This is a genomic window from Xenorhabdus thuongxuanensis (assembly GCF_001908095.1).
In the GTDB taxonomy this organism is placed as follows: domain Bacteria; phylum Pseudomonadota; class Gammaproteobacteria; order Enterobacterales; family Enterobacteriaceae; genus Xenorhabdus; species Xenorhabdus thuongxuanensis.
In genome coordinates this window covers 32,331-56,563 of sequence record NZ_MKGR01000003.1, presented here as the reverse complement: position 1 = coordinate 56,563, position 24,233 = coordinate 32,331, and the positions used below count along the sequence as shown (strand labels likewise).

Here is a 24,233-nt window from a genome sequence, read left to right as displayed (position 1 = left end):
AGCACCGCCCATTACGGTGCTGTGTTATCACTGTGAATTATCCCTCTGATTGGCTTAATCTTTCTTTGCTCTGCTCTTACTGGATTTTGCCTGCTTTCCTTTCCCTTTTTTGCTATTAACAGGAACAGGAGGCAAATCCCTAAAAGCCTTCAAATTACGGTGCTGTTTTGCCTGCCAAATCAGTTGCTGCAATGTTTCCTGAAGGGGTAACATAAAATCCTGATAACGGAACTGCTTTTCGCTGATTTGCGTCAGACGAGATTCCCAATGTGCGGTCATATCTGGCAATACTGCCATGTCCGGCAATACATGAATTAAAGCCCTGCCAGCCGGAGTAGCGTGAATATAGCGCCCTTTTTTGTACAGAAAATTCCGTTTGAATAGCAGTTCAATGATCCCCGCTCGGGTCGCTTCCGTACCCAAACCATCGGTTGCACGAAGCACCTTTTTCAAAGCCTTATCCTGTACAAATCGAGCAATACCTGTCATTGCAGACAATAATGTTGCATCAGTGAAAGGGCGTGGAGGTTGTGTCTGCCTTTCTACCACTTCGCTCTTCTCACACAATAACTCATCTCCTTTAGCAACAACAGGTAATGGCGTACCTTCATTCTCTTCATCCCGTTCCTTGCTACCAAGCAGAGTTCTCCAACCCGCTTCTGCCAGAAAACGCGCCTTGGCGATAAATTTTCCACCTGCGATATCAAGTTCAATCGTACATTTTCGAAATACCGCATCAGGAAAAAACTGCATCAGATATTGTCGCGCAATTAAGCTATAAATATGGCTTTCATTTTCTGTTAAATTGATCTGACTACTACGTGCAGTAGGAATAATGGCATGGTGAGCATCAACCTTCTTGTCATCCCAACAGCGGCTTTTTTGCTCTATATTTAAAGCATCTTGCGGAAGCAAATGGGCAGCATGAACCGAAATAGCATTCAGGACCGCATGACGCCCAACAAAATGTTCTTCCGGCAGGTAACGGCAGTCAGAGCGTGGATAAGTGATCAATTTATGGGTTTCATAAAGCCGCTGACAAATGTCAAGTACATTTTGAGCGCTCAAGCCAAAACGCTTGGCTGCTTCAATCTGTAAAGATGAAAGGGAAAAAGGCAATGGTGCCGTTTCTGATTCCCGCTTATCCTGATAGGCAGTGACATAAGCGGGTTGTCCAGTAATACGCTCAACAACATGCTCAGCTAACGGCCGGTGAATAATTCTCCCTTCTTCATCCTGAAAATCAATGCAAGATTCACTCGGTTGCCATAAAGCCGTAAATCGCTCTGCATTGGGTGTACCAACGTGTGCTTTAACTTCAAAGAAGTCTTTCGGCACGAAATTTTCTATCTCTTCATCACGGCGTACAACTAAACCTAAAATAGGAGTTTGGACACGCCCAACCGATAATATTCCCTGATAACCCGCATTTTTGCCTAATAAGGTATAAGCACGGGTCATATTGATACCATAAAGCCAGTCCGCTCTAGCTCTGGCGAGTGCAGAAACACACAAGGGGATAAACTCCCGATTGTTCCTTAACCGTTCAATCGCTTTTGCAACTGCCTGATGATTTAAATCATTGATTAGGCACCGCTGGACATTGTGTTTTTTATCAGTATCCAGATCTAAAAAATCCAGCACTTCATCCACTAGCAACTGACCTTCACGATCAGGATCACCTGCATGGACTATTTCGTTCGCTCTTTCCAACAGGGATTTAATTGTGTTGAGCTGTTTGGCCACGGCTGCCCGTGGCTTTAACTGCCATTTTTCAGGAATGATCGGTAAATCAGCCAAGACCCAACGCGCGTAACGGCTATCGTAGGCATCGGGTTCAGCCTGTTCCAATAGATGACCAACACACCAAGTCACAAACTGGTTATTACCGCATTCAATAAACCCATCCCCTCGTCGATGGGGCTTCGGTAAAACATCCGCGATAGCTCTCGCGAGGCTGGGTTTTTCAGCAATAAAAAGACGCATGGAATTATTCAAAAACTTCAATTAGTGCTCTGTCTGAGCTTGGCTCAGTCAGTTCACCGATAGCAAAAAAATCAATGTGGTGGCTTCGTGCAACGGCTTTCGCCTCTTCCACGGCATCCGGCAAAATCGCCAGCAATAAACCACCCGAAGTTTGTGGGTCACACAGGAGATGGCGTTGATGAGGAGCCATCTTTCCAATTAAGTGCCCATAGCTGTCAAAGTTGCGTCCTGTGCCTCCAGGTACGCAACCTTTTTCGATATAAACATCAACATCTGGCAATCTCGGAATTTGTGAAAATTTGACCTTCGCCTGAACACCAGAACCTTCACAAATTTCACTCAAATGCCCTAACAAGCCGAAGCCTGTTACATCCGTCATCGCTGTAACACCATCAATTCCTGCAAAATCTGTCCCCGCTTTATTTAACTGGCACATAGTTTCTTTCGCAATACCTTGGTGCTCAGGTTGAAGCAAACCTTTCTTTTCAGCCGTAGTCAATACGCCAACGCCCAAAGCTTTAGTCAGGAACAGGAGACTCCCCGCCTTTGCCTGATTATTACGCTTTACACGTTCAATATTGATAATACCCGTCACTGCCAAACCGAATATGGGTTCAGGTGCATCAATAGAATGCCCTCCAGCCAAAGAAATGCCCGCTTCCTTACAAACAGCCCTGCCTCCCTCAATGACATTTTGAGCGATTTCCGGGACCAGCTTATTAATTGGCCACCCCAAAATAGCAATTGCCATAATAGGTTTCCCTCCCATCGCGTAAATATCACTGATGGCATTAGTGGCCGCAATACGGCCAAAATCAAACGGATCATCAACAATCGGCATAAAAAAATCCGTAGTACTAATGATGCCTGTACCATTACCAATATCATACACAGCAGCATCATCACGGGTTTCATTGCCTACCAAAAGATTAGGATCGAAAAACTTTGCCTGTTCACTATGCAAAATAGTTTTCAGCACTTTAGGCGAAATTTTGCAGCCACATCCGGCACCATGGCTGTATTGAGTCAGACGGATTTCAGTTGACATTAGTCGCTCCAGTTAAGAGGTCACTGACAAATTATAAGTAACTGACAAAATTCGTTAAATCTGGTGTTGCAACTTTTGCAGGTGCCCTGAGTTCAGGGGTTCCTAAGTAAAGGAATCCAACAATCTTGTCATTTTCTTCACATCCCAAACCAGCCCTGACAATTGGATCTTCTGTCCATGAACCTGAACGCCATATACCACTAAAACCTTGTGCGACTGCGGCCATTTGCATCGCTTGAACAGCACATCCCGCAGCAACGACTTGTTCCCATGCCGGAACTTTTGCATGTTCAACTACCTTGGCGATAACTGTAATAATCATTGGTGCTCGGTAAGGAGCATTTTTTGCTTTCTCCTCAATTTCCTTTCCCAGTCCACCCTCAATAGCTGCTTTTTCAAGGAGATTACTGAATTTATTCATGCCTTCTCCCTGTATCACAATAAAATGCCAAGGACGCAAAGCCCCATGGTCAGGTGCCCTCATCCCTGCGGCTAAAATATTTTGTAATTCATTTCCTTCTGGGGCGGGGGTTGTTAAACGTGAAACTGAACGACGATTTAACAAAAGTTCCAAAGCATTCATTACTTTCTCCTAAATAAGATAATCTGTCACAAACCAACATTCTCTGTTTATTCGTTAATGAATGAAAGTACATAAACTGTTTTTTCAATCAATAACATGATTTCCAGCTGACATTTCCCAGCGGGCTGATTAGGATAACCCCATTTGATACCATAACCGGAGACAATATGCGCAAATTATGGCACTTCACGGCAGCATTATTTAAATGGAGTTGGAAGCTCTTAAATTTTGTTCGCCAATTTATTTCCAATCTTATTTTTATTCTGTTGATTGTTATTGTCGTTGTTGGAGTTATCGTTTACCAACAACAATCCAAACTTGACGATAACTCTCACGGGGCATTGTATGTCAACCTATCCGGTATTGTTCTTGATCGCGTAACCGATCGCAGTCCATTTGAACAATTCGCAAAAAATCTTTTGGGGCCATCCAATAGCAATTACAAAGAAACCTCCGTGTTTGACGTTGTTGACAGCATTCGCCGCGCAAAAAACGATCCCAAAATTACAGGCATGGTATTAAAGCTAAATGATTTCATCGGCGCAGACCAAACTTCTATGAGGTATATTGGCAAGGCTATCAACGAATTTAAAGCAGCAGGCAAACCTGTTTTTGCGATTGATGACTCTTACAGCCAATCACAATATCTTTTAGCCAGCTATGCCGATAAAATATATTTATCTCCCCTCGGCGCTGTTGATATCCATGGTTTCTCCACTAACCATTTATACTACAAGTCATTGTTGGATACGTTGAAAGTATCTACCCATATTTTCCGTGTGGGAACCTATAAATCAGCAGTTGAACCTATGTTACGTAACGATATGTCAAAAGAGGCTCGTGAAGCTGACAGCCTCTGGCTCAACGAATTGTGGGACAATTACTTAAATACTATCGCAGTTAACCGACATATCCCTGCCGATCAAGTCTTCCCTGGCGCAGCAAACTTTATCGAGAAATTCCGTAAAGCTGGCGGAGACACTTCACTGTATGCGCACCAAAACAAACTGGTGGACTATATTGAGCCACGCAGTGCCGTTGAAAAGAAAATGCAGGAGAAATTCGGCTGGAATAAAGAACAAAAACATTTCAATTACATCAGTATCTATGATTACATCGACCAAAAACCAATACAAAATACAGATAATAAAGGCAACATTGCTGTCATTGTTGCTGAAGGAGCAATCTTAGAAGGCAAACAATCACCCGGTATCGTTGGAAGTGACACCATTGTTGAACAACTACGTGCAGCACACCATAACTCCAACATAAAAGCGATCGTCTTACGAGTAAACAGCCCAGGTGGCAGTATCAGTGCGTCTGAGATTATTCGCAATGAATTGGTAGCTATCCGAGATGATAAAACAGGAAATGCGAAACCCATTGTAGTTTCAATGGGTGGATTGACTGCCTCCGGAGGTTACTGGATATCCACCCCAGCTAACTACATTATTGCTGATCCTAGTACATTAACAGGCTCGATTGGTGTTTTTGGTGTCATTCAAACTTTTGAAAAGAGCCTCAATTACGTTGGCGTGAATACCGACGGTATTTCAACAACCCCATTAGCCGATATTTCTGCAACCAAAGGCATCAACCAGACATACTCAGATGTAATACAATTGGCTATTGAGAGTGGCTACAATAAGTTTATCGGGCTGGTTGCAGTTGCCCGTAATAAGTCTCTGGATGAAATCGATAATATCGCTCAGGGGCGTGTTTGGAGTGGTATTGATGCTAAAAAACATGGTTTAGTCGACCAACTGGGTGATTTTGATGATGCCGTTAAAAAAGCCGCTGAGCTGGCAAAGGTCAAAAATGTATCACTGGACTGGATGCAACCTGAACTTTCATTCTCAGAAAAATTCATGTTGGGATTGACTTCGTCAGCACAAGCACTATTACCAAATACTTTGCAGTCAATGTTGCCGGCTCCACTTGCCGAAGTCGCTCAAGATGTGAAAAAACAAGCTGCATTTTATAACAATATGAAAGATCCGCAGAATATCTATACATTCTGTTTGAATTGTGTCGATATCCGTTAAAATTACTGACTAATTTTCCAACAAACTTAAAGCCTGATTTCACCATCAGGCTTTTTTTATTCTTGATACTCCCTATAATCCCGCTAAATGTTTTTATTGAGGCGTTACCATGCAGAAGAAATCGATCTACGTTGTTTACACTGGCGGTACTATTGGGATGCAACATTCTCCCAATGGATACATTCCCGTTTCCGGTCATTTACAACAACAACTCGCCAAAATGCCAGAGTTTCACCGTCCAGAAATGCCGACATTCACAATCCGTGAACACCAACCCCTGATTGATTCTTCTGATATGAGTCCTGACGATTGGAGCATTATCGCAAATGATATCTATCAGAATTATCATGACTATGATGGTTTTGTGATTTTGCACGGTACGGACACCATGGCTTTCACTGCGTCAGCACTCGCCTTCATGTTCGAAAATCTTAATAAACCCATCATTGTGACGGGGTCACAAATTCCTCTGGAAGCATTGCGTTCCGATGGACAAACTAATCTCCTTAATGCACTGTATCTCGCAGCGAATTACCCTATTAACGAAGTCAGCTTGTTTTTTAACAATAAGTTATTTCGTGGAAATAGAACAATTAAAGCTCATGCAGATGGCTTTGATGCTTTTTCATCCCCTAACTGCCCACCACTGATGGAAGCGGGGATAAATATTCGTACCTTCAAAACAAATCCCATACCTGTTAGTCACGGCGAATTTGGTGTGACCCCAATCACATCACAACCGATTGGTGTTGTGACCATCTATCCAGGATTATCCGGTCAGGTGGTAGAAAATATTCTGATGCAACCAGTCAAAGCATTAATTTTGCGCTCATACGGTGTTGGCAATGCTCCGCAACGTGCTGATTTGTTACAAACGTTAAAGAAAGCAACTGAGCGCGGGATTATTGTGGTCAATTTGACACAATGTATTTCTGGCCGAGTCAATATGGAAGGCTATGCGACTGGTCATTCTCTGGCTGCATCAGGTGTTATCAGTGGTTATGACATGACTTTCGAAGCAACTTTAACGAAATTGCATTATTTATTAAGCCAATCTTATACACCTGAAGAGATCCGCTACCTGATGCAACAAAATCTACGGGGAGAATTGAGTTATTCCGATGAATAATAAATAGGTGAGTCGAGAAATATGATAAAAACAGCATTATTACTTATCGATCTACAAAATGACTTTTGTACTGGGGGAACCCTGGCTGTCAAAGATAGTGATACAGTGATTGAGGTAGCAAATAACGTTATTGCACGATGTCAGGAAAATAATATCACTGTTATCGCCACTCAGGATTGGCACCCAGCCAACCATATGAGCTTTGCAGAAAACTCAGGACAGAAAGTAGGTGAATTAGGAAAACTCAATGGCATTCCTCAAGTATGGTGGCCGAACCATTGTATACAAGGAGAGTTTGGTGCAGAGTTTCATCCTTTGTTAAATCAATCTGCTATTCAAGAAATTTTTCGAAAAGGCGAAAATCCTCAAATAGATAGCTATAGTGCATTCTTTGATAATGATCATAAAAGTAAAACCCGCCTGGATGCATGGCTGACAGAGCAGAATATACAACGCCTGTTTGCCATGGGTATCGCCACTGATTACTGCGTAAAATTTACTGTACTTGATGCCCTGGCATTAGGTTATGAAACCTATGTCATTATTGATGGCTGCCGCGGTGTTAATATCAAAAAAGATGATAGCCAACAAGCATTTGAGGAGATGGACAGAAAAGGTGCTAAATTAGTTCCACAAAGTGAAATGATATCCATTTTATGACCCAATCCAAATCATCAATGCAATAGCTCTCGCCATTTATAAAATTAATTGATGGCTCTAATTAATGTAACTAAAAATAACCTCGTCCTTCAGAAATAGGATGAGGTTATCAATTCATGCTATTTTAATCTTCCGACTGGGGTCTTAATTTTGCGACCATTTCGGACTGAAATATAGCCTTTAACTCTTGTTTACTTTTTATAGCAATTTGGCCGTCAGTGCCAATCGTCATATGTTCAGGATCATGATTATGTTTTGCTTGCCAGAGCATCACTGCCTGTAAACTGTATTCTTTCTGTTCTGGCGTAAGTGGTACACCATCCTGCCATTTTCCCAGTTCAACAGCCTGAACTAATCGCTGATAAATTTCAGGAGTCATAGCGGAGAGTAAATCATCCAACTTCATCGAAATTTCCTTAATGACTATATGCTCTATTTCACTATATATTTTACTTGTACGGCTGTAATCCAGCATGGTTATTATCAATTAATATATTGACCTTAAGAACAGTTAGAATGCCCTGTCAAAAACAAGCTGAATCGTTTCTTTTCAACCTATAAAACCAACATTTCATTTAAAAATTCAGAGTATTCAGGCATAACATTAACCTTCTGTTTCTTCGCCTGTATCTTTATCAACAAAACGCAACGCCGCTGAATTAATACAAAAACGCTCTCCTGTTGGTTTAGGTCCATCGGGAAAGACATGCCCCAAATGTGCCTGACATTGGCTACAACGTACCTCTATTCGATGCATATTATGAGAATAATCATCAAGATATGTGATGGAACTATCATTAATCGGTTGGTAGAAACTCGGCCATCCACATCCCGAATCAAATTTCGTATCAGAAACAAATAGTGGTTGGCGGCAACATAAGCAATAATAAATCCCATTTTTTTTGTTATGCAGTAGTTTTCCTGAAAATGGTAGCTCGGTGCCTGCTTCTTGCGTAACATAGCGCTGTGTTTCACTAAGTTGTTCTATAAAAAAGGAAATATTTTGACTTTTAGTCATAATGACTACCTTTTAAGGTCAATATTTTCAGTAAAAAATCATCGGAAACAGCCAAAAATTAATAACAAAACGTTAAAGCGCATTCTAACCCATTAAACATAGCAATTTACTTTACTAATTGTGATAAGTCTCACATAACTAACCAATGGTAACTTTAAATATCTCCTTATACCCTGATAATAGTGTGCGTAGAGCTTGTCCCAGCTGTATAACAATCGTCTAGATAGTGATTATTAAATTGATATTTTTCAATTGTTGACACGATTCCGCTTGACGGCTGGCAAGATTTTGGTAACTTTAGAAACAACTTTTAATTCACTAAAAAATAGCTGGTGGAAATACTATGACTATCAAAGTAGGTATTAACGGTTTTGGTCGTATCGGCCGTATTGTTTTCCGTGCTGCTCAGGAACGCTCAGACATTGAAATCGTTGCTATCAATGATCTGTTGGATGCAGAATACATGGCATACATGCTGAAATACGATTCAACCCACGGCCGCTTCAATGGCACTGTTGAAGTTAAAGACGGCCAGTTGGTTGTTAACGGCAAAACCATCCGTGTGACATCTGAAAGAGACCCAGCTAACCTGAAATGGAACGAAGTGGGTGTTGATGTTGTTGCAGAAGCAACGGGTATTTTCCTGACCGACGAAACTGCACGTAAGCACATTGCTGCTGGCGCGAAAAAAGTTGTTCTAACTGGTCCATCCAAAGACGATACTCCAATGTTCGTTATGGGTGTCAATCACAATGCCTATGCAGGTCAGGATATCGTTTCCAATGCATCTTGTACCACCAACTGTCTGGCTCCACTGGCTAAAGTTATCAATGACAAATTCGGTATCATTGAAGGTCTGATGACTACCGTTCACGCAACAACTGCTACCCAGAAGACTGTTGATGGCCCTTCAGCCAAAGACTGGCGTGGTGGCCGTGGTGCAGCACAAAACATCATCCCATCTTCCACTGGTGCGGCAAAAGCAGTAGGCAAAGTTATCCCAGAACTGAACGGTAAACTGACTGGCATGTCTTTCCGCGTTCCTACTCCTAACGTATCTGTTGTGGACCTGACTGCACGTCTGGCTAAACCAGCAACTTATGCAGAAATCTGTGATGCAATTAAAGAAGCAGCAGAAGGCGAACTAAAAGGCATTCTGGGCTATACTGAAGATGACGTGGTTTCCACTGATTTCAACGGCGAAAAACTGACTTCTGTATTTGATGCAAAAGCAGGTATTGCGCTGAACGACAACTTTGTAAAACTGGTTTCTTGGTATGACAACGAAACTGGTTATTCCAATAAGGTTCTGGATCTGATTGCTCACATCTCCAAATAATCGAGCTTTTTTATCCATTTCCAAAAGCCATCTGTTTACAGGTGGCTTTTATATTTATATAACTAAAATATTGAGATATTCTTGTCCCTTGGTTCAGCGACTAATTTGAGTTTACATAAGGTCATGACAGATGCTTGATAAAATTTTTTCATTACCCGATTGTAGAACAGCTTTCCCCTTATATCAGCCAGCGAAACATTGATGGTTTTCCGTTAGTTGTTGTTTCCCATCCCAAAGCTCGCGGAGTGATCAGTATTCAAGGCGCACACCTGATTACCTGGCAACCCAATAACGAAAAACCAGTATTATGGGTAAGTGATAACACTCTTTTCAGTGCAGGCACTGCTATTCGTGGTGGTATTCCCATCTGTTGGCCTTGGTTTGGTTCGTTTGCAACTCCCAGCCATGGATTTGCGCGGATATTACCTTGGGAACTCAAAGCCCATGATGAAAATGAAAATGGCGTTATTTTGACATTCACATTACAGGATAACGCATATACCCATAAGTTATGGCCACATGAATTCACACTGATTGCCCGCTTTAAATTAGGGGAAACTTGCGAAATAGAGTTAGAATCCCACGGTGAATATCAAGCCACTTGCGCCCTTCACTCTTACTTCAATGTTAGTGACATCAATCAAATTCGGGTTAGTGGGCTTGGTTCTCATTTTATTGATACCCTCACCGATAGCGAGCAGTCTATTGATGAAGATTTAGTCTTCCACGGGAGAACTGACCGCATTTATACAGAGCCAGACGATTTTAGCTTGCTCAGAGACCCACTATGGAAACGAACAATTGAAATACACCATTATCACCATAGTGATGTAGTATGTTGGAACCCTGGTGCTGCACTTTCCAGTAGTATGAAAGATATGAGTAAAGAGGGTTATAAGAATATGGCTTGTATCGAAACTGCACGTATCAATAACCCATTACAGCCTAAAAATGGCACCCCTGACAGACTTTCTGTCATTATCCGCTGCCGTAAGTTCTCAGATAATAATCAACCAAGTGGAATATAGAACAGGCATTTATTCCAAAACTAAGGATAAAAATGCCTGAATTTTTAAAGATAGGAAGAATTAAACCACAGTGACAGGAACACGCTTCGCTAAAGCACACAAAAGCTCGTAACCAATGGTTCCTGCCGATTTTGCGACTTCATCTACGGGTAGATTTTTTCCCCACAACTCAGCAATACTGCCTATGTTTGCTTGAGGACACGGAGTCAAATCAACCGTCATCATGTCCATTGATATAGCGCCCAATAACTGGGTGCAAACACCATCGATCATAATAGGGGTTCCCGTTGAAGCATGCCGCGGATATCCATCCGCATAACCACAAGCAACTGTACCGACACGCATAGGTTTCTGGGTTGTATAGCGGCTACCATAGCCAATTTTCTCTCCCTTAGGAAGTTCATGTACTGCAATGATTTCACTTTGTAGCGTCATGGCTGCTTTCAATCCAATATCGGCAATGTCATGCCACTTTCCACTCGGAGACGCGCCATAAAGAATAATACCTGGCCGTACCCAATCTTTATGTGTTTTCGGATGCCATAACACAGCACCAGAATTCGCCAGGCAATGAGGAAATGAATTCATTTGTAAACGTTCAACAACCGCGAATTGTTCATCAATACCAATTTCATTATCCGAATTGGCAAAATGGGTCATCAAAGTCACTGACTTAATATTTTTAATCCTTCTTACCATTGAAACTATCTGCGGGTACTCTTTTAAGGTGAATCCCAATCGATTCATACCACTATTAAGTTTCAAATAGATATCAATGGGGGTATCTAATTTGGTTTTTTCTATCTCCTCAAGCTGCCAATAACTATGTACTACGGTTGTCAGATGGTATTTATTGATAATCTGTAAATCCGCAAACTTGAAAAAACCTTCCAATAGCAAGATTGGCCCTTGCCATCCCTGCTCTCTTAAATAAATAGCTTCATTCATGTCAAGCAGTGCAAATCCATCTGTCTGCATGAGTGATTGCCATATTCTGTCTAATCCATGCCCATACGCATCCGCTTTTACTACCGACCAAATTTTACTGTTACCCACTATTTGACGAATAACTGACAGATTATGGCGAAATGCATCGAGATGGATCGTTGCCAAAATAGGACGTGGCATGACGACCCCTTCTTATAGTTTATTAGTTTATGCCGTATGTAAATGAGGCTTTATTGGAAACACTTTTATATTAAAACCATCGATATATCTGAATACAGAGAGATCATTTGCCGCGATATCAGGCTCTTTGCCAGAAATTAAATCAGCTAGTAACTTCCCTGAACCACAGGCCATTGTCCAACCTAATGTTCCATGTCCAGTATTTAAATAAAGATTTGCATATTTGGTTGGCCCAACAATAGGGGTACCATCCGGGGTCATAGGACGCAAACCTGTCCAGAATGAGGCCTCCGCGATATTGCCACCATTGTGGTATAGATCCTGTACAACCATTTTTAATGTTTCACAACGACTCTGGGGAACATTCAAATTAAATCCAACCACTTCAGCCATACCACCAACGCGAATACGATTATCAAAACGCGTAATGGCAATCTTGTAGGTTTCATCCAGCACAGTTGAGACTGGCGCTTTTGATTCGTCCATAATTGGCATCGTCAATGAATAACCTTTCATCGGATAAACCGGAATTTTAACCAGCTCTTTTAAGATTTCAGTAGAATAAGATCCCATCGCTACCACATAGTGATCCGCCGTCATGATACCATCATCACATTGAATACCCGTGACTCTATTTCCATCCACCAAGATCCGTTTAACTTGCTTATTAAATAAAAATTGCACACCAATATCTTCTGCCATTTTAGCCAGAGCTTTAGTAAAAAGCTGACAATCACCCGTTTCATCATTCGGTAATTGCAATCCGCCTGTCAATTTATGAGCAGCATTAGCAAGCGCAGGCTCTACAGCAGCCAATTGCTCGGCAGTCAATAACTGATAAGATACTCCTTCTTGTTCTAACACTTCTATATCATTGACAGCATTATCAAATTGCTTGGTGGTTCTAAACAATTGTAGGGTTCCCCCCTGACGTCCTTCATATTGGATACCAGTATCGGCCCTTAATTGTTTAATACAATCCCGACTATATTCTGCCAAACGTACCATTCTGCTTTTATTCATTGCATAATGGCTTGCATCACAATTACGCAACATTTGCCACATCCAGCGTAACTGAAACAGTGAACCATCAGGGCGAATAGCCAAAGGTGCGTGACGTTGAAACATCCACTTTATTGCTTTTAGTGGGATACCTGGGGCTCCCCAAGGGGTTGCATACCCTGGTGAGATTTGACCGGCATTAGCAGCACTTGTTTCTTCCGCAGCACTATTTTGGCGATCAATTACGGTAACTTCATGGCCTGCTTGCGCAAGATACCATGCGCTGGTTACGCCAATAACACCGCTGCCTAAAATAAGGACCTTCATTTTACCCCCTACTGGCAAGTGATATTTTCAAGCATAATATGCTGAATATAAAAAGCCAATACAGAATAATAGACTATGGAACAATTAATTAACTTTTAGGATTTAAGTCACACTTCCATTACAAAATAGAAAAAACCACTCCTTCAATAAATATGATGCTTTAATACAAATAAAATTAAATCAATAAGTTAAAACAGATAAAAATACTGTTTACTTCTCTAATTTCTACTTATTAAAGGATTTTCATCGCAAAAAAGAAACACTACAGCCACAAAAGCAAAATATCAAAAACACCACGCAAATGTAAATTTACAGAATTTTATCTGGTTTCATTATTGGTTAAGTAGAATAATAATTTAAAAAATTGCACTACACAGTTGGGAGTGTTTCTAAATAGCACACATGTGTTAAGTGATGATTAAAGAAATGCCCCCAGAAACATAGGTAACTCTGCATCATATAATTGCCCATTATATGACCTGAGCATAATATAACTACATAACTGGGGTAAATAAATGTAACCAATAGCGAGGCAAACAAAAAACGAAGAGTTTAACCAACTTAAGACGTGCTTCTGTTAGTGCGTTGATCTTTCCGTCAATTCATTAATCATAATACTCTGCATACTATGCCAGATAACACCACTCTCTTTACCATAATTACGCACACAATCCATGATCTTGTCATAGGCTTTTTCCCGACATAGTGAACTTAATTGCTGGTAGAAATTCAACGCCAAATTACGAGCCTCAGGACTGGAGAAATAATAACGCCCAACACGGGTATATAAGCCTTTCAGCCCATTAATAATCAAACCATAAATTGGGTTTCCTGACGCAAAAGCCAGGCCACGGAAAATATCATAGTCCACAGAACTGAAGGCTTCAGCGGTATCTTCTACGCTTTCTTTTTCCGCCAGAATTTCCAATGATTTTTCAGGATTGTTCCTAAATGCAGTACGGATAAAAATGGCAGCGATATTGGTTCTCACTGCCAATAAGTTATCAATCAACTGAGGAACACGATCATGATCAAGACGTGCCAAAGTTTCCAGAATATTAAGGCCGGATGTTTCCCAAAAATTATTAACCTTGGTTGGTTTTCCATGCTGAATAGTCAACCAACCATCACGGGCAAGGCGCTGCAACACTTCACGCAAGGTCGTACGGGTGACACCGATTAATTCAGATAATTCACGTTCTGCTGGCAGTATGGAGCCGGGTGGAAAGCGATTATTCCAAATACTTTCAATGATATACTCTTCCGCGAAACTCGCAGGACTTTGAGCCTTAATTACCATAATTTTAATTATTCCAAAGCAGTTTTCTTGGCTAATAATAGCGGTTGATCATACCAGAATGTGCTTGAGCGACATAGTTACCTGGTAAATAAACAGTGAAAGAGTGAAAGAGCTCATAAAAAATGTAATCATTCAGGATTAAAATGTTCTTAAATTGCTATCACATTGTGCGTAGTGCGTACTATACCGATTCGATATGTTTCTATAGTGGTGGTTTTGATTTATAGCTACTTAGATTTTTTCCACATATCCACAAAAGAACAAAAGAACAAAAGAACAAAAGAACAAAAGAACAAAAGAACAAAAGAACAAAAGAACAAAAGAGGAATGTTAATAATAATGGAAATCAGTATCCAACGTGCAGTGGTGAAAAACTTTCTCGGCAATTCGCCGGATTGGTACAAACTAACTATCATTGTTTTTCTGATTATCAACCCACTGGTCTATTTCTTTGTCAGTCCTTTTGTTACTGGCTGGATGCTTGTTGTTGAGTTTATTTTCACACTGGCAATGGCATTAAAATGTTATCCTCTGCAACCAGGAGGATTACTCGCTATTGAAGCAGTCATCATTGGGATGACTTCGCCAAAACAAATAGGTCATGAGATTGCCAACAATCTGGAAGTCATTTTATTACTGATTTTCATGGTCGCAGGCATTTACTTCATGAAACAATTGCTGCTGTTTGTTTTCACGAAGCTGCTGTTAAATATTCGCTCCAAGAAAATGCTGGCACTGGCATTCTGTCTGGCGAGTGCTTTCTTATCCGCTTTCCTTGATGCCCTAACCGTAATTGCAGTTGTCATCAGTGTTTCAATCGGGTTCTACGCCATCTATCATCAATTCCTTTCTCATAGTGGCAACTCTGAACTAAATGATGATAAGTGCATTGACAGTGAGGATAAAAGACAAATGTTGGAACAGTTCCGGGCATTTCTGCGCAGTCTGATGATGCATTCGGGAATTGGTACTGCACTTGGCGGCGTAATGACTATGGTCGGTGAACCCCAAAACCTGATTATTGCCAAACATGTCGGCTGGGATTTTGCCACATTCTTTATTCGTATGTCGCCAGTTACCATTCCTGTGTTTATTTGTGGCTTGCTGGTCTGTTTGCTGGTTGAACATTTTAAACTGTTTGGTTACGGTGCTGAATTGCCTGAGCGTGTTCGCTCTGTTCTGGAGGATTACGATCAAAAAGCCAGTGAAAAACGTACCCGCCAAGAAAAAGCCCAGCTTGCTGTTCAAGTATTGATCGGCATCTGGCTGATTGTAGCACTGGCTTTCCATTTGGCTGAAGTGGGTTTGATTGGCCTATCAGTCATTATTTTAGCGACTTCATTCTGTGGTATTACCGAAGAACATGCGTTAGGTAAAGCATTTGAGGAAGCTTTACCGTTTACTGCCCTGTTAACCGTGTTTTTCTCTGTGGTTGCCGTCATTGTTGACCAACAACTGTTTGCGCCATTTATTCAATTTGTCTTGCAGTCTTCACCAGCTTCACAGCTTTCCTTATTCTACTTGTTCAACGGATTGCTCTCCACTGTTTCTGATAACGTTTTCGTCGGTACGGTTTACATTAATGAAGCGCTGAACGCCCTGAAAAGTGGCCTGATTTCACAACAACAATACGAATATTTGGCCGTTGCCATCAACACAGGAACTAACTTACCATCTGTGGCAACCCCTAATGGACAAGCGGCTTTTCTGTTCCTGCTGACTTCGGCCTTATCTCCGTTGATCCGTCTCTCTTATGGTCGTATGATAATGATGGCTCTGCCTTATACCATTGTGATGACACTAGTGGGTTTGTTGTGTGTTGAATTCTGGTTAGTACCTGCCACCGAATATTTCATCAACCTCGGTTTAATCACTCCACTATAATTGGAAACCTAATTTATCGTTGTATCCACCGGATGGTGTGATTTTGCACACTCTCCGGTTTTTTTGTTAATCACTTTCCTGACAAAATGACTCAGTTAATTTTATTTTTTTATGGCTGATAAAACGGCACAATAAACCAATTATTTATATTGAAAAGATGGGAAGAAAAGAAAATGTTTCAATTTTTAAAACTGATTTCCCAAGGGCGAAGCGCATGGTTATTGATGGTGTTGACCGCTCTTACCCTGGAAGCGACAGCACTCTATTTTCAACATGTGATGCAGTTACAGCCTTGCGTAATGTGTATTTATGAGCGTGTTGCGTTGTTTGGTATTCTAGGTGCTGCGCTGCTTGGTGCAATCGCACCTAAAACTCCTTTGCGCTGGTTGGCGATCCTGCTGTGGATTTACAGCGCATGGCAAGGACTACAACTGGCATGGGATCACACTATGATGCAATTATACCCTTCTCCATTTAATACTTGTGAATTTTTTGTCCAATTCCCATCTTGGTTGCCTTTGAATGATTGGCTGCCTTCGGTATTTCAGGCAATTGGAGATTGTTCGATGAAACAGTGGGAATTTTTAACTCTAGATATGCCGCAATGGCTGATTGGTATTTTTGCCTCTTATCTGTTGGTAAGTATATTGGTACTTGTGAGTCAGTTTTTTCGGACTCAGGGTAGATTTTAAGAGTAAGCAATTGCCCCAAGGGGTCCGTTAAAGACTCCTTTGATAGTTTTCTCATATTCAATTCTTTCTCACAAGAGTAAAAAATGCAGACAGAACCATGCCTAATCTCCCACTAACTAATTCAGATGCATAACTGTTACCACAAACAATAGCAATCATTGTGATTTAAATCACATAATTTAATGAGTGAAAATTAAGAATATAGATGAAACGCGATCTGTATTGCAGATGATAAATCAGAAAAAAATGAAAGGATGAATTTTACTGATTTACAGGCTGAAAAAATGGTAGAATTTTTACGTCAGAAAAATATTTTCTAAAACAATTAGATAAAATTAGTGTTCCCCGTGAGTACGGGGATAAACCGCCCATTTACACACCCAGCCGGACGATTTTATGGTGTTCCCCGTGAGTACGGGGATAAACCGTGAACAACCTGGCTATTATGCAGCAAGGGTTAGTGTTCCCCGTGAGTACGGGGATAAACCGAGGGGTTTAAATCCGCAGCAATGGAACGCGGCGTGTTCCCCGTGAGTACGGGGATAAACCAGATATTCCTGTTTAGTATATTTGTTTTAAATAATCATATTATAAACTGATACCTGGTTTGAATTTCGGGAAAGGTATCTATTGACTGACTAATAACCCATTATATATAGCCACTCACTACTTACTATCCCTCCTTATTTTTCTAAATGCCACCTTCGAAATTTCTATTGACTTTTCGCTGTAATATTTTCTTTCAGTAATATGTGATTCACGGCATATTTTGCCTGCCATGCTTTAGGGTTGATTAAGTAATGTTGCCGGAAACGTTTAGAAAAATGACTTGGGCTGGAATAACCCACTGCGGCAGCAACTTCAATGACACTCATCCCTTTCTTCAATAAATCTTCCGCTGTGGTCATACGAACGTTTTCCAGATATTGATGGAAAGTACGGAAAACAACCGCACGGAATCCCTCTTTTAATTTCCGCTCATTCAAACCCACCGCTCTTGATAACGATTTTATTGTCCAAGGGTAATGATAATCGTTATTAATTATTTTTATCGCATTGTAAACAGCACGGCGCTGCAATCCGCTAATCACATTATATTGGCAATCATAAATTTGAGCGGTCACACAAGCGAGTATCTCTAACGCCTTTGCCTTTAAGTAAACCTTTCTGACACTACCATTTAATTGACATTCTTCTATTTGATTCACTATCTGCATAAAAGGTGGATAGATAGGGCAAGCCATCATCAAGGCATCACTATAACTGGCATTTTTTTCAAAACCAGCCGTTAATTTGGTAAAAGATGGCAACTCCTGAGCTTCAATTTCGTTCAGAGAAAAACGGATATCGAGAATACGCCAGGTTCCGCAACCAAAGAAATTCATACCACGTGTCATCCTAGGCGAATAGAAAAATACCATCGTCCCCGGATTAATATCTAAAACCTCGCCATTCTCAATTGCCATTTTTCCCTTCCCACTGAGAACAAAAGCTATTGACACTGTTGGCGGCCCTTCACAATATTCGGTAAAATCTTTACTTAACTCAAGATGGATACGGTTGATGTGAATTCCATCAGATAGCTCTTCTGTTAACAATGCAGGAGTTGTATTATTTTCCTCTACTGATGAATGCATGTTATTGCAATGGCCCGCAGCGAAAATTCCCAATGTCTCGCTATAGATCGTCTTCATGAAATCCCCTGTAAAATTAGCATCAGACACCAACCATTTCAAAAAAACGCTTTCCACAATAAAAACAGCATGTTGTGCGTGTTAAAGATATTATGCTTTTATCTTATATATTTATACACCAATGTGAATATCACGCAATTTATCATTAATGATAATCATTATCAATAGTACGTATCGCGCTACTTTTGTCCCTATCCCGTTAGCTCTTCTTTTCTATTCCAGTTAATTTCACCAAAACCAAATATGTTTTCAGGTTTATCGCGCTTGTTTGGTTTACCACATTTGATCTTTTTAAAACATGATTTGAAAAGGCATAAAGAGTACTTATGAAAAAAAAATATGCTAAAGCGTCTGTCTTATGTTGTCTGATCTCACCGGTTGTGGCTTGGGCGGAGCATTCACCCGAAGCCGCAGAAGATGTTTTGATTGTGACGGCTAACAAACGGGCAGAAGCATTAAATAAAGTTAACGGCAGCATTTTGGTTAAAACTGGCGAGGAACTTGAGCAAGCGGGTATCACTCAGGTACAGGATCTTGAGCGTGCTTTCCCTGGTTTACAAATCCGCTCTCGCGGTAACCGAACCTACTCGGCAACCACAATTCGGGGTATCAGTTCACCCGATTACTATTCACCTTCCATTCGTATTTATGTTGATGGTGTTCCTCAGGATCACCAGTTTCTGACACAAGAGTTAATCAATGTAGAACGTGTAGAATTATTACGTGGTCCCCAAGGCACTTTATATGGCGGGAACGCTCAAGCGGGTGTTATCAATATTATTACTCGTTCGCCAAAAGAAGGCCCTTGGCTTAACCTTTCTGGCAATTACTCTAAGTTGAAACAAGGGGGCTCCTTCAGCGGATCAATACCTCTTATTGAAGACATGCTTTATGGCAGCATGAGCCTACGCTGGGTAAAAGAGCCAGGACAAATTGATGCACCAAATCGTGGTGAAAAAAATATTGACTCCAGCAAGACCTGGCTCGGTAAAGGAAAACTGACGTTTGCGCCAGAAAATTCCCCTTTCAGCGCTGAACTTAGCTTTGCTCATGAAGATCTCAATTCGCATGAAGAGCTGTATTTAACCGACGAACAGTTCCGCCGGAAAGAATATGATGGCCCTATCCCTGATTTAACACGACGCGTCAACAGTTATGCACTCAAAGCGGAATATGATTTTGGCAACAACGTATTAACCAGTGTCACCGCCTATCAGGATCGCGATATTTTCCGTGATTTTATCGGGGGTAAATGGAAAGAAAAACACCACGCCACAACCCAAGAGCTACGTTTAAATTCCAACTACTCAAATGGGATTACCAGTGTTCTCGGTGGCTGGTTCTCAGATGAAACTAACAGACATTACACTAGCTATAATGATGCACATAACAAAATCAAAGGAAAATCGCTAGCCCTGTTCGGTGAGGTTAAATTACCTATTGCGTCTCAATGGGATCTTACCCTTGGCGGTCGTCTATCACATGAAAAATCTCAGATCAATTATTCAGGATCTGACATCATGAAGATTGACGCTTTTGATAACCAGGTTTCCAGCAATGAGTTTATACCTAAGGCAGCTCTGGGCTGGCAACTGACACCTGATACCCGTTTCTATCTCTCTGCCACCAAAGGATACAAACCTGGCGGATTCAATAACATTGTTTCCTCCGCCAATGATAAAAAGCCTTACGATACCGAAACCTCAGACAATTATGAGTTTGGTTGGCATACCGCATTCTTTGATGACGTAATAACATTAAACAGCGCAGTTTATTACATTCGTTCCAAAGATAAACAGATCTATGTCGGACCTATGGGCGGGCAATTTATTCGTAACGCCGGAAAAGCAGAAAGTAAAGGTATCGAGCTGAGCAGCCAGATTAAACCAATACAAGGGCTTAGACTTTCTCTTGGTGGTAGCGTAGGTAAGTCAAATTTCACTGATACAACAAGTGGCGTAAATTATAAAGGCAAACGCCTGCCTTATGCACCAGATGTCATGCTTAGTGCAAGTTTCGACTATCTGATTGATCAAACATTGTTACCCGGTAACCTCTATTTAAATGCCGGTACTCGCTACTATTCAAAAAGCTACTTTGATGAAGCGAATACCCTTGAACAAGGGGGTTACACTCTCTATGACGCATCCCTCAGTTTAGAAATGGATCATGGTGTTAATGTCAAACTTTATGGTGAAAATTTAGGTAATAAACAGTACCGTGTCTCTAGTTTCCAGATGGGAAACAATACGCTTAACATGATAAGTAAAGGCTTGAATGTTGGGCTGGATGTGAGCATTGCACTATGACGCACAACACCTCACATCGCCGTCACATCTCGTTGCTACTTTTGACTTTGGCTGGTGTTTACACCATCCAAAGTACCATTGGTATGTTAACGTTACAAAGCATGCCGGCATTTCTACGCAATCACGGCGTTACCCCAGATAAGATAGGTTTACTCTATCTATTGATGTTACCTTGGGCATTAAAATTTCTCTGGGCTCCCGTTGTAGAACGCTACCGCAAATCAGGTTCGGGGGATACTAACCCCCGCCGCATCATGCTTTGCGGCAATCTGTTAATTGCACTGCTTTTTGGTTTAATGTCCTTAGCAAAACCTGCCGAACATATGCCGCTGATCATAGCGGCTCTGTTTCTGATTACGCTTTGTCTGACCGTGGTAGATACCACCACAGACGGCCATGCTATCGATCGGTTATCACCGCAGCATCGCCCCTGGAGCAATGTCATGCAAGTTGGGGGCAGTTATCTGGGAGCCATTATTGGCAGCGGCCTGTTTTTATATCTTATTTCACTCTATGGCTGGCACATTGGTGCAGGTATGCTAGTTATAGTGATCCTATTAATGTCACTGCCTATCTTATTCATCCGAAAAACTCAGGGACAGGGAGAATCGAATGCATCAAAAACATCGGACACCCCCTCTCCAAGACCCTCCCTAAAGAGTGCCTTACGTCGTACTTCGGTGAAACAGGCACTGATCTTAATACTGCTATGTATGATTGGGACACGCCTGTCACTCGGTATGCTCTCCCCATTTTTAGTCGATCGCGGCGTAGACTTAACCCAATTAGGCATCATTGCTGCCAGTGGTGGTGCATTAGCCGGATTATCCGGTGTCCTGCTTGGCGGCATCGTGGTACGTAAGTTAGGTGCCATCCAGACATTATTGGGGATAATGCTGCTTGAATGTCTGGTATTAGTGAGTATTTTCTGGCTTGCCCAACAACCGGAAACGTCCCTATCCCTGCTTTCATCGGCATACGTCTTTATTACATTAATCACCGCCACCAAATTTGTTGCCTTGTATACCCAAATGATGTCTTTGGCGGCTGGCATACAGTCTGGTGTGGATTTTGCGTTAATGCAATCCGCAGATATGAGCATTGCGATCATCTGTTCAATGCTGGGTGGATTGATTGTGACCAAAGCAAGCTATGCATCCCTTTTCGCTCTTGCATCATTCTTCACCCTCGCAGGCTTGTTCTGGACATTACATAAGCGCCACGATTTCCAAAAGGAAAACACCTATGCTCAGTAATGATCCTTCTGTTCAAAACTCTCCAGAGCAACGTGCTGCTGACGCCGGAGTCCTTAAGACATTGTGGGATATGATGCGCCCATACCGCACGCTGAGTTACGTTGCCATTGCACTTGCTATTGTTTCTGCCGGTTTGCAAATACTGCCGGCAGCGATTGCTGGTCTTATTACCCAATCTATCTATGATGGGCAATATGACACCTTGCTGAATTACGGCATCATGTTATTAGGCTTCACCTTTGCCGCTATGCTGACTTTCAGTGGTTCAACGTTTGTTGCTCATTTGATCGCTGCCGATGTTCAGGCTGATGTTCGTCGTCATATCAGCAATAAGTTGAAGTCTGTTCCCTTAGGCTTTTTTATGCAGACTGACAGCACCGAAATCAAGAAGATGATGTTAGATGATGTCGAACAGCTTGAGGATGGTATTGCCCACATTATTCCAGAGATGTCTGCAACCTTATTCGGCCCATTGATTGCATTGGGTGTGATGTTAGCCATTGACTGGCGATTAGCATTGGCGGCTTTTGCTCCAACTTTGGGTGCCTGCTTATTATTCATCTATATTCAGATGAAAGTTCAAACCACTACTCAGCGTTTTTACGCAGCCCAAAATCGTATTGCTTCAACAATGGGTGAAGTTATCAACGCCATTCCTGTAGTAAAAACCTATTCTGGCGGCAATATTGCACTACAGCGAGCGGAAGAAGCATTTACCGCCCTGACACGTATTATCGATATTTGGGTTGAGAAAGTGCAGGTCAAATCTAGCCGATTTTTTGTGCTATCCAGCGCTAATCTGCTGTTTGTCCTCCCTCTGGCGGTCTGGCTATTTAACCGACAAGAGATCACTTTATTTGAATTCACCTTCTTTATTCTGTCTGCTATGGCATTCGGCAATATTGCTTCATCCATGTTCTCTGTGATGACACGTTTGCAGCAGCAAGAGGCGTTAGTCACACGTTATCGTTGGCTAATGAATCAACCTGAATTAGCACCATGTACCCAAAGTCAAGTTCCTGCCGATCATACTGTGACTTTACATAGTGTCAGCTTTTCCTATCAAGATAAGCAGGACAATGCCTTAGATAACCTCTCGTTTTCCGTCCCTGCCGGCAGTTCACTCGCTCTGGTTGGAGCCAGCGGCTCTGGTAAATCCACGATAGCCAGCCTGATTGCTCGTCTTTGGGATCCTCAACAAGGCAAAATTACGGTTGGAGGTGTTGATATCCGCAACATGGATGAACCCACTCTGCGTAACAACATCTCGTTTGTGTTCCAGCGGGTATTTCTGTTTAACGATACGATAGCCAATAATATCCGCTTGGCCCGTCCTGATGCTTCACAAGCTGAAGTTGAAGCAGCGGCCATCGCAGCACAAGCACACCAATTTATCCAACAGTTACCCCAAGGCTACAACACCGTGATTAACAACGGTATTAGCTTATCTGTAGGAGAAAAACAGCGTATTGCCGTCGCTGCCGCTATCCTGAAAAACGCCCCCATTCTTGTATTGGATGAAGCCACTGCTTATGCCGATCCAGAATGTGAAAAAGAGATGCAACAGGCCCTCAATGCACTATGCCGCACCAAGACAGGCCGTAATAAGACAGGCCGTAATAAGACCGTGATTGTTATCGCCCATCGCCTGCCAACTATCCGTCACCTTGATCAAATACTGGTTCTGGATAAAGGACGCATCATTGAGCAAGGAACCCATGATGAACTGGTCGCACAACAGGGCGCGTATGCCAAACAATGGACAGCTTGGCGGGGAGAAAATACCGGAACAGGAGTAAATTAAT

General features: G+C 41.8%; 19 protein-coding genes. 10 read left to right on the top strand and 9 right to left on the bottom strand.

Features of this window, described 5'->3' with window-relative positions; translation table 11 throughout:
* Positions 1–54 precede the first annotated feature (54 nt).
* From Xentx_RS02995 to Xentx_RS02985, 3 genes are read right to left on the bottom strand one after another with little or no spacing between them, the layout of a single operon-like run.
* Complete coding sequence (locus tag Xentx_RS02995; protein ID WP_074018802.1) at positions 55–1,986, bottom strand: DNA topoisomerase III; 1,932 nt, start codon at positions 1,984–1,986, stop codon at positions 55–57.
* Between the two features lie 4 nt (positions 1,987–1,990).
* Positions 1,991–3,034 carry a selenide, water dikinase SelD gene (gene selD, locus Xentx_RS02990; RefSeq protein ID WP_074018801.1) on the bottom strand — a complete coding sequence of 348 codons (1,044 nt, stop codon included), beginning with the start codon at positions 3,032–3,034 and terminating at the stop codon, positions 1,991–1,993.
* A gap of 31 nt (positions 3,035–3,065) precedes the next feature.
* Positions 3,066–3,617 (bottom strand): NAD(P)H nitroreductase, encoded by a 552-nt coding sequence (locus Xentx_RS02985; RefSeq protein ID WP_074018800.1) that lies wholly within the window; start codon positions 3,615–3,617, stop codon positions 3,066–3,068.
* 167 nt (positions 3,618–3,784) lie between these two features.
* Between Xentx_RS02985 and sppA the strand changes: the two genes are divergently transcribed.
* The 3 genes from sppA (at position 3,785) to pncA (ending at position 7,451) form a co-directional block, all read left to right on the top strand.
* Positions 3,785–5,662, top strand: coding sequence for a signal peptide peptidase SppA (gene sppA / locus Xentx_RS02980; protein ID WP_074018799.1), 1,878 nt, complete (start codon positions 3,785–3,787; stop codon positions 5,660–5,662).
* Between the two features lie 109 nt (positions 5,663–5,771).
* Positions 5,772–6,791 (top strand): asparaginase, encoded by a 1,020-nt coding sequence (gene ansA / locus Xentx_RS02975; RefSeq protein WP_074018798.1) that lies wholly within the window; start codon positions 5,772–5,774, stop codon positions 6,789–6,791.
* Positions 6,792–6,815: 24 nt separating this feature from the next.
* Positions 6,816–7,451, top strand: a complete 636-nt coding sequence (gene pncA / locus Xentx_RS02970; RefSeq protein ID WP_208607535.1) for a bifunctional nicotinamidase/pyrazinamidase — start codon at positions 6,816–6,818, stop codon at positions 7,449–7,451.
* 124 nt (positions 7,452–7,575) lie between these two features.
* Here pncA and Xentx_RS02965 read toward each other — a convergent pair whose 3' ends face one another.
* The gene (locus tag Xentx_RS02965) at positions 7,576–7,857 is read right to left on the bottom strand and encodes a YeaC family protein (protein ID WP_074018796.1); all 282 of its coding nucleotides are present in this window, start codon (positions 7,855–7,857) and stop codon (positions 7,576–7,578) included.
* A gap of 198 nt (positions 7,858–8,055) precedes the next feature.
* Complete coding sequence (gene msrB, locus Xentx_RS02960; protein WP_074018795.1) at positions 8,056–8,469, bottom strand: peptide-methionine (R)-S-oxide reductase MsrB; 414 nt, start codon at positions 8,467–8,469, stop codon at positions 8,056–8,058.
* Between the two features lie 343 nt (positions 8,470–8,812).
* Between msrB and gapA the strand changes: the two genes are divergently transcribed.
* Both gapA and Xentx_RS02950 read left to right on the top strand, forming a co-directional pair.
* Positions 8,813–9,808, top strand: a complete 996-nt coding sequence (gene gapA / locus Xentx_RS02955; RefSeq protein ID WP_074018794.1) for a glyceraldehyde-3-phosphate dehydrogenase — start codon at positions 8,813–8,815, stop codon at positions 9,806–9,808.
* Between the two features lie 134 nt (positions 9,809–9,942).
* Entirely contained in the window at positions 9,943–10,836 is an 894-nt protein-coding gene (locus Xentx_RS02950) for a D-hexose-6-phosphate mutarotase (protein WP_074018793.1), read from the top strand.
* 60 nt (positions 10,837–10,896) lie between these two features.
* Here the strand turns inward: Xentx_RS02950 and alr are convergent, their stop codons facing one another.
* From alr to fadR, 3 genes are all read right to left on the bottom strand, one after another.
* Entirely contained in the window at positions 10,897–11,964 is a 1,068-nt protein-coding gene (alr, locus tag Xentx_RS02945; RefSeq protein ID WP_074018792.1) for an alanine racemase, read from the bottom strand.
* Between the two features lie 27 nt (positions 11,965–11,991).
* Positions 11,992–13,293, bottom strand: coding sequence for a D-amino acid dehydrogenase (locus Xentx_RS02940; protein ID WP_074018791.1), 1,302 nt, complete (start codon positions 13,291–13,293; stop codon positions 11,992–11,994).
* 577 nt (positions 13,294–13,870) lie between these two features.
* Positions 13,871–14,593, bottom strand: coding sequence for a fatty acid metabolism transcriptional regulator FadR (gene fadR / locus Xentx_RS02935; protein ID WP_074018790.1), 723 nt, complete (start codon positions 14,591–14,593; stop codon positions 13,871–13,873).
* A 339-nt stretch (positions 14,594–14,932) separates the two neighbouring features.
* Between fadR and nhaB the strand changes: the two genes are divergently transcribed.
* The gene (gene nhaB / locus Xentx_RS02930; RefSeq protein ID WP_074018789.1) at positions 14,933–16,477 is read left to right on the top strand and encodes a sodium/proton antiporter NhaB; all 1,545 of its coding nucleotides are present in this window, start codon (positions 14,933–14,935) and stop codon (positions 16,475–16,477) included.
* A gap of 173 nt (positions 16,478–16,650) precedes the next feature.
* A complete protein-coding gene (dsbB, locus tag Xentx_RS02925; protein ID WP_074018788.1) occupies positions 16,651–17,169 on the top strand; it encodes a disulfide bond formation protein DsbB in 519 nt (172 codons plus the stop codon).
* Between the two features lie 713 nt (positions 17,170–17,882).
* On the opposite strand, the gene Xentx_RS02920 is transcribed toward dsbB, so the two are convergent.
* Entirely contained in the window at positions 17,883–18,863 is a 981-nt protein-coding gene (locus Xentx_RS02920; protein ID WP_074018787.1) for a helix-turn-helix domain-containing protein, read from the bottom strand.
* A gap of 326 nt (positions 18,864–19,189) precedes the next feature.
* On the opposite strand from Xentx_RS02920, the gene Xentx_RS02915 reads away from it, so the two are divergent.
* Genes Xentx_RS02915 through Xentx_RS02905 form a run of 3 tightly spaced genes read left to right on the top strand, consistent with a single transcriptional unit; the run spans position 19,190 to position 24,232 of the window.
* A complete protein-coding gene (locus Xentx_RS02915; RefSeq protein WP_083600856.1) occupies positions 19,190–21,172 on the top strand; it encodes a TonB-dependent receptor in 1,983 nt (660 codons plus the stop codon).
* Complete coding sequence (locus tag Xentx_RS02910) at positions 21,169–22,428, top strand: MFS transporter (RefSeq protein ID WP_074018786.1); 1,260 nt, start codon at positions 21,169–21,171, stop codon at positions 22,426–22,428. Before Xentx_RS02915 ends, Xentx_RS02910 begins: the two co-directional genes overlap by 4 nt.
* Positions 22,418–24,232 (top strand): ABC transporter ATP-binding protein, encoded by a 1,815-nt coding sequence (locus Xentx_RS02905; protein ID WP_074018785.1) that lies wholly within the window; start codon positions 22,418–22,420, stop codon positions 24,230–24,232. Before Xentx_RS02910 ends, Xentx_RS02905 begins: the two co-directional genes overlap by 11 nt.
* Position 24,233: the final 1 nt, after the last annotated feature.